Genomic DNA, 11,831 nt, shown 5'->3' on the forward strand with positions numbered 1-11,831 from the left:
ATTTGTTTAGTTGCCTGAATTCTGTTTGTACCATAAAATAGTACTTAGTAAAATTAATTGAATTTTATTTCAATTATGTATATGGAAGGGGGATGAGGAGTTTGGAAAAAATAAAGAATCAGTCTTTTCCTTTTATGTCAACAAATGAATGGAAAGAAAAAGCAGAAAAATCGTTAAAAGGCAAAACAGTTGAGTCCTTACAAACGGCTACATATGAAGGGATTATTTTGAAACCGCTTTATTCTCGAGAGGATGAACAGGCAGTTCCAGTTTTTCCAGGAGGCTCAGATTATAGAAGAGGGATTCACCCGCTTGGATATTTGACTAATGAATGGAAGGTAGCACAGCGTATATCCTATCAAACATTGGAAGAATTGAAAGAAAAGCTCAAGCAAAACTTTGATAAAGGGCAATCTGCCCTTTCTTTTGAAGTATCAAAGTCTTTGTTTGAAGAGGATGAGACGCTAGAAACTATTCTTGGAGAATCCTATCATCAATACCCTTTCTCCATTAACGCCAAGGGTCTCCACTCTGTATTACTTGCAGCTCTAGAAACAATTGGAGAGAAAAAAGAAACCAGCGACATAATTAGTGGTTATATAGGTTCTGATCCAGTCGCTCTTTTTGCTGAAGAAGGCAGAATTTCAGAAGAATTTTTCAATGATTGGATGACAACCATTGTCCAATCAAGCGTGAAAATACCTAACCTAAGAACCATTTTAATCAATACATCGCCATATCATAATGGTGGAGCAAATGCTGTTCAAGAGCTTGGAGTTGCATTGGCAGAAGGAATCTATTATCTTGAAAAGCTTCAGGAAGCTGGAATGGAACTGGAGGACATTTTTTCCAAAATGATCTTTCAATTCTCTATTGGCGGCCACTTCTTTATGGAAATGGCCAAACTCCGGGCAGCAAGAATTCTATGGAATCGTGTGGCCGAAGTTTATGGAATTCATGTAAATAATCGTGGGATGCATATCGCTGCAGAAACTTCTAGATTCACTAAAACTGTACAGGACCCGCATGTCAATCTTCTTCGTGCAGGTAATGAGGCTTTTGCAGCAGTTATTGGCGGCGTACAGTATTTACATGTGGATCCTTTCAATAATCTTTCGGGTTCCACTCCTGCTTCGGAAAGAATTGCAAGGAACACACAACTCTTACTAAAAGAAGAAGCTCAGTTAAAACAAGTAATTGATCCTGCTGGTGGTTCTTGGTATGTCGAAAAATTAACCAATGAACTTGCCGAGAAATCCTGGGAATTCTTTCAACAAATTGAAGCCCATGGCGGCATCGTTGAGGGATTAAAATCAAACTGGCTGCAGAAGGAAATAGCGGCAGTGTATGATAATAGAAATAAGGATTGTCAGACAAGGAAGCAAAGTATGATTGGCACGAATGTTTATGCCAATCTTGATGAAAATGTTCCTAATCTCAAATCTCAAAATAAAGATTCATATGTACAAGAAAAAGGAAATTCGTTATTAAATATCTGTGCAATTCCTCAACGCAGACTCTCAGAGCCATTTGAAGAATTGCGTATTAAGGCAAGGGACTTTGAAGAAACAGCAGGCTATAAGCCATCTCTAGGCTTAATTTGTCTTGGTGAGTTAAAAGAGCATAAGGCAAGGCTAGATTTTATGAAAGGTTTTCTAGCTGCCGGTGGGGTGAAAGCTGTTGAAAGTGCTCCAATTGTTTCTTTTGAGAATGCTAGATCATTTGTTTCTACTCTTCCTGTTACAAAATGTTTTTGCATCTGTGGTACAAATGAACAGTATGAAACAGCAGGTCATGAGATTTTAACTAGTCTAAGAACGGAATTCCCTGATCGAGTTTTTTACCTTGCTGGGCTCCCCGAAAAAGACATGCAGTCCCAGTGGACGGCTGAAGGAATTAAGCAGTTTATTCATATGAAAAGCAATTGTTATGAAACTCTCGATGCCATTTTTAAAGAGTTGGAGGTGAGCACGGTTGAAGAAACAAAAGCCTGATTTTCGTAACATTTCTTTATTCAGCAACCAAACATTCATGACTAAAGAAGAATGGCAGGAGAGCGCTCAAAAAGACATTGATGGCTCCATTGATGATTTACTCTTTGAGACAAATGAACAAATAAGTTTAAAGCCTCTCTATACAAAAGAAGATCGGAAAGACCTTGAACAAATTGGCCATCTGCCAGGGCTCCCTCCTTTCACAAGGGGACCCTATCCAACGATGTATGTCAATCGACCATGGACAGTCAGACAGTATGCAGGATTTTCAACTGCGGAGGAAAGTAATGCTTTTTACCGACGTAATTTGGCAATGGGACAAAAGGGGCTTTCGGTTGCATTTGATTTAGCCACCCACCGTGGCTATGATTCTGATCATCCACGTGTGGTTGGCGATGTAGGGAAAGCAGGGGTTGCAATTGATTCTATTCTGGATATGAAGACCCTTTTTGAGGGGATACCTCTAGACCAAATGTCTGTCTCCATGACCATGAACGGGGCTGTCTTGCCAATTCTCGCTTTTTTCATTGTAACAGCAGAAGAACAAGGTGTAAGTCAGGAGAAGCTTGCTGGAACCATTCAAAATGACATTTTAAAAGAATATATGGTCCGCAATACATATATATATCCGCCAGAAATGTCAATGAAGATTATAGCCGATATTTTCGAATATACGTCAAAATACATGCCAAAGTTTAATAGTATAAGTATTTCAGGTTACCATATGCAAGAAGCAGGAGCGCCTGCAGATCTGGAGTTAGCTTATACGCTGGCAGATGGATTGGAATATGTACGAACGGGCCTAAAATCTGGTATAGAAATTGATTCATTTGCTCCAAGGTTGTCCTTTTTCTGGGCCGTTGGGATGAATTATTTCATGGAAGTAGCCAAAATGAGGGCAGCGAGGTTAATTTGGGCAAAAATGATGAAATCATTCAATCCTAAAAATGAAAAATCTTTAGCACTAAGGACACATTCACAAACATCTGGTTGGAGTTTAACTGAGCAAGATCCGTTTAATAATGTTACTCGTACTCTAATTGAAGCCCATGCTGCAGCTATGGGTCATACTCAATCTCTGCATACAAACGCCTTGGATGAAGCAATTGCATTACCAACGGATTTTTCTGCACGAATCGCTCGTAATACCCAATTGTTCTTACAGGAAGAAACAGGAATAACACAGGTGATCGATCCATGGGCAGGTTCCTATTATGTTGAAAAGCTTACCGATGAATTAGTTAAACGTGCTTGGACACATATTGAAGAGATAGAACAACTTGGAGGGATGGCCAAAGCGATTGAAACGGGCTTACCGAAGATGCGAATTGAAGAAGCGGCAGCTAGAAGACAGGCTCAAATTGATTCAGGTAAGGAAACGATAATAGGTGTCAATCGCTACCGTCTTGAAAAGGAAGAAGCTATTGATATTTTAGATATTGATAATACGGCTGTTCGCCTAAAACAAATTGAAAAATTACAGGGATTAAAAGCAAGCCGTGATGACCATAAAGTGAAGGCAGCATTAGATGCGTTAACAATCGCAGCGGAAACAGGTGAACATAACCTATTAGAGCTAGCAGTAAAAGCAGCAAGGGTAAGAGCAACTCTAGGAGAAATCTCCGATGCTATTGAAAAGGTTGCGAGTCGACATAAAGCGGTGATTCGCTCAATTAGCGGAGTGTATAGTACTACCTTTAGCAATGAGGAAGAGATTGTAGAAGTTCAAAAAATGACAGATGAATTCCTTGAAAATGAAGGAAGACGGCCAAGAATACTGATTGCTAAAATGGGTCAAGATGGTCATGATCGTGGGGCCAAGGTAATCGCGACCGCCTTCGCTGACCTTGGTTTTGATGTCGATATTAGTCCATTATTCCAAACACCAGAAGAAACGGCAATTCAGGCAGTAGAAAATGATGTTCATGTGGTTGGAATGAGCTCACTTGCTGCAGGGCATAAAACGTTACTTCCTCAATTAGTGGAGGAGTTAAAAAAATTAGGAAGAGAAGATATTTTAGTGGTAATTGGCGGAGTCATTCCGGCTCAGGATTATCAATTTCTATATGATCATGGTGCTTCAGCCATCTTTGGTCCAGGTACCATTATTCCAGTGGCTGCTCAAAAGGTCATAAAGGAAATATATGCACAACTAGGTTATGAGGAAGTGTCACAATAATGACTTCTGATAAAAAACCGGAATGGAGCGATCCAAACGAACCTGATAAATGCTCAAGTATTGTAAGAAAAGGTCAAGAGCAGGAAGGTCAAATGGCATCCATTCAAAAAAATATCCGCTTTCAGAAACGCAAAATCTTAGAACTCTCAACGGATGAACTTTATGAAGGTGTAATAAAGGGTGACAGGAGTCTTTTAGCTAGAGCAATCACACTTGTTGAAAGTAATGCTGATCAGCATTTTCAAAAAGCCCAGGAGCTTCTGCAAAGGCTCCTGCCTAAAAGTGGGAAGTCTATTAGAATCGGAATCACAGGTGTCCCAGGGGCTGGGAAAAGCACATTTATTGAGTCCTTCGGCACGTATCTTTGTAATTTAGGACATCGAGTTGCCGTTTTAGCCATTGACCCAAGTTCAAAGTTAAGTGGTGGAAGCATTCTCGGAGATAAGACGAGGATGGAACACCTATCAAAAAACCCGAAGGCCTTTATCCGACCTTCACCTACAGCAGGGAAGCTAGGTGGTGTTCATCGAAAAACGAGAGAAGCCATGTTGCTTTGTGAGGCTGCCGGATTTGATGTGATCTTAATTGAAACTGTTGGGGTTGGCCAAAGCGAAGTCATTATTAGAGATATGGTGGATTTTTTCCTGCTGCTCGTCCTGACAGGTGCTGGGGATGAACTTCAAGGAATGAAAAAGGGAATTATGGAGCTTGCCGATGCGGTCATTGTGCATAAAGCAGATGGGGACAATAAACGAAGAGCAGAACAAACCAAACATGAATATAATCGGATTCTACACTTTCTACAGCCAGCTACTAAAGGTTGGGCAACAAAAGCTTATACTTGTTCATCGGTAAACGGGGAAGGCATTGATGAGATTTGGGGCGTGATTCAAAAGTTCGAAGAGACCGGAAAAGGTACAGGGGTATTTTCAGAACGAAGAAAGGGACAGCAAAGAGACTGGATCTATTCATTGATTTCTGATCAGCTTCATTACAGCTTCTTTCACCATCCGGTTGTAAAACAAAAACTCCCACAATTAGAGAATGAAGTTATGGCTGGAACAAAGACAGCAGCTTCCGCTGTGGGAACTTTATTTGATGTTTTCTTATCAGGTAAAGAATATAACTGAATCAATTATTGCAGTTCATTTGAAAAAAACATATTTTAACTGTTATGATGTAGTTATGTACTAACAAGAAGGAGTGATAGTAAATGAGTATGAATTTCAACTTTTTTATGAATGATGTTGTTAACCAGGCACGTCAAGAAATCGTGTCAGCTGGATATAAGGAATTAAAAACCCCTGAAGAAGTAGAAGAAGCGTTTGCACAAAAGGGAACAACTTTAGTGATGATTAATTCTGTTTGTGGTTGTGCAGGTGGAGTTGCTCGTCCAGCTGCTGCCCATGCCCTTCATTACGATAAGCGCCCGGATCATTTTGTGACAGTGTTTGCCGGTCAAGATAAGGAAGCAACCGAGACGGCTAGAAGCTATTTCACTGGCTACCCTCCTTCCTCTCCATCTTTTGCGCTATTAAAGGACGGGGAAATTATTACAATGGTAGAAAGACACCAAATTGAGGGCTTTGACCCTGCATCCGTCGTTGCAAAGCTTCAAAATGAATTTGAAAAGCATTGTGAAGAACTATAAGATACATTCGTTAAAAGGCCAATTCATTATGAGTTGGCTCTTTTTTATTGTCGAAATACAAGTTTTTGTGTATATTTATTAATTGAATCGTAACTTTAATCATTTTAAGAGGAGAGTTTTGACTATGAAGGAATTATTAAAAAACTATTTAGAAACTATTCAAAACAAGTTATGGGATATAAGTGACAAATTATATCATCACCCAGAGCTGGGTGATCAAGAATATGAATCAATGAAACTTTTAGTAGAGTTTTTGGAGGCGCACCATTTTACTGTTGAAAAAGGAGTTGTAAACCGACCTACAGCCTTTAAAGCTGTTTATGATAGTAAGAAAGAAGGTCCAACAATCGCCTATCTTTCTGAATATGATGCGTTGCCGGAGATTGGGCATGGATGTGGGCATAATTTAATTGGAACGATGAGTGCGGGAGCAGGGGTCCTCTTAAGTAAAGTAGTAGATGAGATTGGAGGCCGTGTGGTTGTTTTAGGCACACCAGCAGAAGAAACGAATGGAGCAAAGGTTCCGATGGCGGAACAAGGAGTTTTTGATGACATTGATGCTGCGATGATATTGCACCCGGCAGATGAATCTTATGAGAGCGGGGATTCTTTAGCTATGGATGCCATCCAATTTGACTTCCGTGGCAGAACAAGTCATGCTGCTGCATCTCCGGAAAAGGGCATCAATGCACTGGATGCTGTCATTCAATTATTCAATGGGATCAATGCTCTTCGTCAACATGTAACATCAGATGTAAGAATTCATGGAATTATTAAAGAGGGTGGGGTTGCAGCCAATATTGTCCCAGATAAAGCAATTGCTCAATTCTATGTTCGTGCAAAGAACCGCACCTATTTAAACGAAGTTGTTCAAAAGGTAATTAGTATTGCTAAAGGTGCATCTATGATGACTGGTGCAGAGGTGCATATTGAAAATTATGAATTGAGCTATGACAATATGGTCACGAATCATACTTTATCCCAGCTTTTTTCAAATAATCTGTTATCCACCGGTGTTAAGAAGATTGAGGAAGCGAAAGATTCTTACGGCTCCATTGACATGGGTAATGTGAGTCATGTGGTTCCAGCTATTCATCCTTACATTGGTCTCGATTCACCTGGGTTAATTGCTCATACAAGAGAATTTGCAGATTTAACCATCACAGAAAACACTCATCAGATTCTGGCAAGAGGTGCACTGGCTCTTGCTATGACGGGCTATGATTTAATCACCAATAAAGAGGCATTTGAAAAAATGAAAAATGAATTCCATCAAAATGTATTAAGATAAGTCTGACAAAAAAGTACTTCTTTTTGCTTAGAGGTACTTTTTTGTTTTTCTTTATTTTAAATTTTTTGAATATTTTTATATTAAAATAATATCTTTTCAAATGCATAAGCATGTGTTATTATTCGTTTTGTTGAATAAAAATTCAAATTCGAATCAAAAACATATGAAACTAAACAGGGGGAAAACAACATGAAAAAATCTATTTTATTCTTATCAATTATTTTTACATTAGTAGTTTTGTCTGCATGCGGTCAAAGCAATAAGGATGGGGCAACAAGCGGAGACAAAAAGGTACTTACAATGGCAACATCTGCTGACTTTGCACCATTTGAATCGAGAGATAAAGCAGGAAAAATTATTGGGTTCGATATTGATTTAGCAAAAGCGATTGCTGATGAATTAGGGTACAAGCTTGAAATTAAAGACATGAAATTTGATGGTTTAATCGGTGCATTACAAGCAAAGCGTGTAGATATGGTTCTTGCAGGTATGTCAGCTACAGAAAAACGCCAAAAGAATGTTGATTTCTCTACTGCTTATAACCACTCTGGTGAAATGTTTATTACGAAAAAAGACTCTACTGTTAAAACAGTCGATGACCTTAAAGGAAAAACAGTTGCAGTACAATTAGGTACCATTCAAGAAGAAGGTGCAAAAAAGCTTCAAGAAAAGGTAGATTTCACTCTTAAGCCATTAGATAACTCAACAACGTTAATTCAAGAGCTATTATCAGACCGTGTTCAAGTTGCTTACTTAGATAAATCAGTTGCAACTGGATATATTAAGGAACAAGGACTTGCAGGATTTGATGATCCAACATCAAGTTCACCTGGTATGGCTGTTGCATTCCCAAAAGGCAGCGATCTTAAAGATGATGTAAATAAAGCTCTTAAAAAGTTAGAAGAAAACGGAAAGCTTCAAGAATTAAAAGATAAGTGGTTAAAAGACCAACAGTAATTTTCACAACAGGAATGTATACAAAATATTGAAGTGAGGTGTAAGGCATGAATTTGGATTTTAGCCAAATTGTGCCTTATATTCCTTTTATCTTAGAAGGAATATGGGTAACATTAAAATTTGTTATTATATCTATTGTTTTTGGATTTGTCCTCGGGACAATTATAGCTTTACTTAAAATTTCACGTATAAAGGTATTAAATTGGTTCGGCGATTTTTATACATCTATTTTTCGTGGAACTCCTTTGATTCTACAATTAATGTTGATTTATTTTGCGATTCCACAATTAACAGGCTATGATATTTCACCATTTTTATCATCAATCTTAGCCTTTGGATTAAACTCTTCTGCCTATGTCTCTGAAATTATTCGGGCAGGAATCCAAGCGGTTGATAAAGGACAAACAGAAGCAGCCCAGGCACTTGGTGTTCCATATAGTCTGATGATGAAGGATCTTATTTTACCGCAAGCCTTAAAAAATATCTTACCAGCACTTATGAATGAATTTATTACTTTAACAAAAGAATCAGCTATCGTTTCAACCATTGGTTATTTAGATTTAATGCGACGTGCCCAAGTGGTGGGAGCGGATACGTATCGAAACTTCGAACCATTAATATTTGTTGGGTTAATTTATTGGGTATTAGTTATGGTGCTGACGTTAATTGGTAAGCGGGTTGAAAGGAGGATGAAATATAGTGATTAAAGTTGAAAACCTCCATAAAAAATTCGGGGAAAATGAAGTGTTAAAGAATATTTCTACTAATATCAATAGTGGGGAAGTAGTTTCTATTATTGGGCCATCAGGTTCTGGTAAATCCACTTTTCTTCGTTGCTTAAATTTGCTGGAAACTCCAACAAAAGGTAAAGTATGGATCAACGGCCAAGAGATTACCGATTCAAAAACAAACATCATGAAGGTTCGTGAACAAATCGGAATGGTTTTTCAGCACTTTTATTTGTTTCCGCATAAAACAGTGTTAGAGAACTTAACCTATGCTCCGATGAAAGTAAAAGGAGAAAGTCGAGAGACCGCAGAGAAAAAAGCTCGGGAACTGCTTGCAAAAGTGGGACTTAGTGAAAAAGAATCAGCTTATCCAAATAACCTTTCTGGCGGACAGAAGCAACGGGTTGCTATTGCGCGAGCTCTTGCAATGGAGCCACAATTAATGTTATTTGATGAGCCTACGTCAGCACTTGACCCAGAAATGGTTAAGGAAGTACTAAATGTAATGAAGGACCTTGCACAGTCAGGAATGACCATGGCAATCGTCACACACGAAATGGGATTTGCAAAAGAGGTTTCTGATCGGATCATGTTTCTTGATGAAGGGGTGCTCTTAGAGGAAGGCACGCCGGATGAATTCTTTACTAATCCTCGCACAGGCAGAGCAAAGGACTTTTTAGAAAAAGTTCTTTAGTGCTTAAAATGATGATTACTTGCAAAAAATGCTTAAATAGGGATATGTTAAAGATGGTCTAAAAGATCATCTTTATTTTTTTTAAGGAGAATAAGTATGAAATTTCGAATTGGTTACCGGACACTTAAAACTGCTGTTGGCACAGCTATTGCCATACTTATTGCTCAGCAGCTTGGTTTACATAATTTCGCTTCTGCAGGCATTCTAACGATTCTTTGTATCCAAGTAACAAAAAGGAGATCGCTTCGAACAGCATGGGATCGGTTTTTGGCCTGTGTATTAGCGATGCCCTTCTCTGCAGTTTTTTTTGAGGGAATTTCCTATCACCCGATAGTCATTGGTTTGATGCTGTTTTTCTTCATCCCTACTATTGTCATGTTAAGGGCGAAGGATGGTGTGGTTACAAGCAGTGTCATTATTTTACATATATATATGGCCCAAAAGATCTCTATGGATATTTTTTTAAATGAGCTTGGTGTGATTGTGATCGGAATAGGCGTGGCCCTCCTAATTAATCTATATATGCCTAGTGTTGATAGTAAGTTGATAAATTATCAAGTTAAAGTGGAGGAAAACTTTAAGATTATTCTTTGTGAAATGGTTCGATATTTACGTACGGGGGATAGTACTTGGGATGGAAAAGAAATTACCGAATGTTCCCAGCTGCTTGATGAGGCAAAAACGTTGGCATTTAGAGATGTGGAAAATCATTTTTTACGGGAAGATACTACGTATTTCCATTATTTTAAAATGAGAGAAAAACAGTTTGAAATTATTGAACGTGTGCTACCCATGGTAATCTCTTTAACCAAAACGATAAAACAAGGGAAAATGGTCGCCGATTTTCTTGAAGAGCTTTCTCTAAACATCCATCCTGGGAATACAGCTTATATTTATATCGAGAAACTAAGAGAAATGAAAAAAGAATTCGAAGAGATGGAACTGCCAAAAACGAGAGAAGAATTCGAAACACGTGCCGCATTGCTCCAACTAGTAAATGAGATGAATGAGTATCTTATCATCAAAAGTTCTTTTAAAGCAAAGAAAACCAAGATGCATGAAAGAAAGAAAATGGAAGCAAACTAGGTAAAAAAAGGCAGGTGGCTGTTTTGATTAAACTCTTATCGCCGATCCTGATTGCTTTTTTCATCTCACCCATTTGGCCATTAGGCCAAAATCCTATGCCAGGTGATCCTTTTGTTATTGTGAATAAAAGTAGCAATGAACTGGCCTTTATTAATGAGAATAAAGTCCAAACAGTGGTTAGTGTCGGGACAGGAAAGACACAGGAGTTAACCCCTGAGGGTCTTTTTACCATTACGGTTAAGGCAAAAGAACCTTATTTTCGAAAAGAGAATATCCAAGGTGGTGACCCTAAAAACCCACTGGGGGCCAGATGGATCGGCTTTGACGCTAAGGGGACTGATGGAAGGACCTATGGGATACATGGAACCAACCAGCCAGCTTCCATAGGCAAGTATGTCTCACAAGGCTGTATTCGTGCCCAAAATGAAGTGGTTTCCTCCTTATTTCCGTTAATTCCATTAGGAACAAAAATATTAGTTGTGTCCTCTAAAAAAACATTTGAGGCTCTAGCACAAGAGCAAGGTGCAATTAAATAGGTAAAGGGACTGTTCGTCTATGAACAGTCCCTTTTATATGTTTATGATAAGAAAGTGCCGATTCCTATTAGGAGGGTGGAAGCAAGCATCGCAAAGAGCATCAAATAAACAATAATTTTTCTTGTTTTCTTTTTAGTCAATTTAGGTACCTCCCTTATTACATTTGGCTATATTCCTATTTTACAGGGAAAAGCCCAAATGAACAACGGAACAACTAAGTAATTTAGGAAGGATTTATGAACTTTTTACCGAATAAGAGTAATTGTCGAATTTATTTTAATATTGGAACAGAGGGGTATATATGATTAAAAAAGTCGACCATATTGGAATTGCCGTGAAATCTCTTGAGAATACACTACCATTTTATACAGATGTATTAGAGCTCACATTATTAGGAATAGAAGAGGTTGAGACCCAAAAAGTAAAAGTTGCTTTTTTACAAGCAGGTGGAACCAAACTCGAACTCCTTGAGCCGACATCTGGGGAAAGTCCGATTGCTAAATTTATTGAAAAGCGTGGAGAAGGTATTCACCATGTGGCATTGGGAGTGGAATCAATTGAAGAAAGAATCATAGAAATGAAAGAAAAAGGCATTCAGATGATCGATCAACAGCCAAGACTAGGTGCAGGTGGCGCACATATAGCCTTTATGCATCCAAAATCGTCTACTGGTGTTTTGTATGAGTTATGCGAAAAGAAAGGGATGAAGGGGTAA

The 11,831-nt window shown here is 38.5% G+C and carries 12 protein-coding genes; 11 read left to right on the forward strand and 1 reads right to left on the reverse strand.

The annotated features are described in order from the left end of the window. The first annotated feature begins 92 nt into the window (after positions 1-92). From AA0X95_RS11505 to AA0X95_RS11550, 10 genes are all read left to right on the forward strand, one after another. Positions 93-1,994, forward strand: a complete 1,902-nt coding sequence (locus AA0X95_RS11505) for a methylmalonyl-CoA mutase subunit beta (RefSeq protein ID WP_413308970.1) — start codon at positions 93-95, stop codon at positions 1,992-1,994. A 37-nt stretch (positions 1,995-2,031) separates the two neighbouring features. Beyond that, entirely contained in the window at positions 2,032-4,173 is a 2,142-nt protein-coding gene (gene scpA, locus AA0X95_RS11510) for a methylmalonyl-CoA mutase (RefSeq protein ID WP_413309966.1), read from the forward strand. Then, a complete protein-coding gene (meaB, locus tag AA0X95_RS11515) occupies positions 4,173-5,303 on the forward strand; it encodes a methylmalonyl Co-A mutase-associated GTPase MeaB (RefSeq protein ID WP_413308972.1) in 1,131 nt (376 codons plus the stop codon). The genes scpA and meaB overlap by 1 nt, the downstream gene beginning before the upstream one ends. Positions 5,304-5,386: 83 nt before the next feature. Further along, positions 5,387-5,824: a BrxA/BrxB family bacilliredoxin gene (locus tag AA0X95_RS11520; RefSeq protein WP_413308974.1), complete on the forward strand. Its 438-nt coding sequence runs from the start codon at positions 5,387-5,389 to the stop codon at positions 5,822-5,824. A gap of 124 nt (positions 5,825-5,948) precedes the next feature. Then, the gene (locus AA0X95_RS11525; RefSeq protein WP_413308976.1) at positions 5,949-7,115 is read left to right on the forward strand and encodes a M20 family metallopeptidase; all 1,167 of its coding nucleotides are present in this window, start codon (positions 5,949-5,951) and stop codon (positions 7,113-7,115) included. A gap of 189 nt (positions 7,116-7,304) precedes the next feature. Then, on the forward strand, positions 7,305-8,072 hold the full coding sequence (locus AA0X95_RS11530; protein ID WP_413308978.1) for an ABC transporter substrate-binding protein: 768 nt from the start codon (positions 7,305-7,307) through the stop codon (positions 8,070-8,072). 47 nt (positions 8,073-8,119) lie between these two features. After that, entirely contained in the window at positions 8,120-8,779 is a 660-nt protein-coding gene (locus tag AA0X95_RS11535) for an amino acid ABC transporter permease (RefSeq protein ID WP_308083267.1), read from the forward strand. After that, positions 8,772-9,494, forward strand: a complete 723-nt coding sequence (locus tag AA0X95_RS11540; RefSeq protein ID WP_413308980.1) for an amino acid ABC transporter ATP-binding protein — start codon at positions 8,772-8,774, stop codon at positions 9,492-9,494. Before AA0X95_RS11535 ends, AA0X95_RS11540 begins: the two co-directional genes overlap by 8 nt. Before the next feature lie 96 nt (positions 9,495-9,590). Then, a complete protein-coding gene (locus AA0X95_RS11545; RefSeq protein WP_413308983.1) occupies positions 9,591-10,580 on the forward strand; it encodes an aromatic acid exporter family protein in 990 nt (329 codons plus the stop codon). 23 nt (positions 10,581-10,603) lie between these two features. Further along, entirely contained in the window at positions 10,604-11,116 is a 513-nt protein-coding gene (locus AA0X95_RS11550) for a L,D-transpeptidase (RefSeq protein WP_413308985.1), read from the forward strand. A gap of 41 nt (positions 11,117-11,157) precedes the next feature. On the opposite strand, the gene prli42 is transcribed toward AA0X95_RS11550, so the two are convergent. Continuing rightward, entirely contained in the window at positions 11,158-11,256 is a 99-nt protein-coding gene (prli42, locus tag AA0X95_RS11555) for a stressosome-associated protein Prli42 (protein ID WP_308083271.1), read from the reverse strand. Between the two features lie 161 nt (positions 11,257-11,417). Between prli42 and mce the strand changes: the two genes are divergently transcribed. Then, positions 11,418-11,831 carry a methylmalonyl-CoA epimerase gene (gene mce, locus AA0X95_RS11560; protein ID WP_413308987.1) on the forward strand — a complete coding sequence of 138 codons (414 nt, stop codon included), beginning with the start codon at positions 11,418-11,420 and terminating at the stop codon, positions 11,829-11,831.

This window comes from Neobacillus phoenicis, from assembly GCF_047302305.1.
In the GTDB taxonomy this organism is placed as follows: Bacteria; Bacillota; Bacilli; order Bacillales; family Cytobacillaceae; genus Neobacillus.

Bases quoted from the DNA above. Each gene is read 5' to 3' on its own strand.
- AA0X95_RS11505 (WP_413308970.1), top strand. From the start codon at position 93: ATGAGGAGTTTGGAAAAAATAAAGAATCAGTCTTTTCCTTTTATGTCA.
- scpA (WP_413309966.1), top strand. From the start codon at position 2,032: ATGACTAAAGAAGAATGGCAGGAGAGCGCTCAAAAAGACATTGATGGC.
- meaB (WP_413308972.1), top strand. From the start codon at position 4,173: ATGACTTCTGATAAAAAACCGGAATGGAGCGATCCAAACGAACCTGAT.
- AA0X95_RS11520 (WP_413308974.1), top strand. From the start codon at position 5,387: ATGAGTATGAATTTCAACTTTTTTATGAATGATGTTGTTAACCAGGCA.
- AA0X95_RS11525 (WP_413308976.1), top strand. From the start codon at position 5,949: ATGAAGGAATTATTAAAAAACTATTTAGAAACTATTCAAAACAAGTTA.
- AA0X95_RS11530 (WP_413308978.1), top strand. From the start codon at position 7,305: ATGAAAAAATCTATTTTATTCTTATCAATTATTTTTACATTAGTAGTT.
- AA0X95_RS11535 (WP_308083267.1), top strand. From the start codon at position 8,120: ATGAATTTGGATTTTAGCCAAATTGTGCCTTATATTCCTTTTATCTTA.
- AA0X95_RS11545 (WP_413308983.1), top strand. From the start codon at position 9,591: ATGAAATTTCGAATTGGTTACCGGACACTTAAAACTGCTGTTGGCACA.
- mce (WP_413308987.1), top strand. From the start codon at position 11,418: ATGATTAAAAAAGTCGACCATATTGGAATTGCCGTGAAATCTCTTGAG.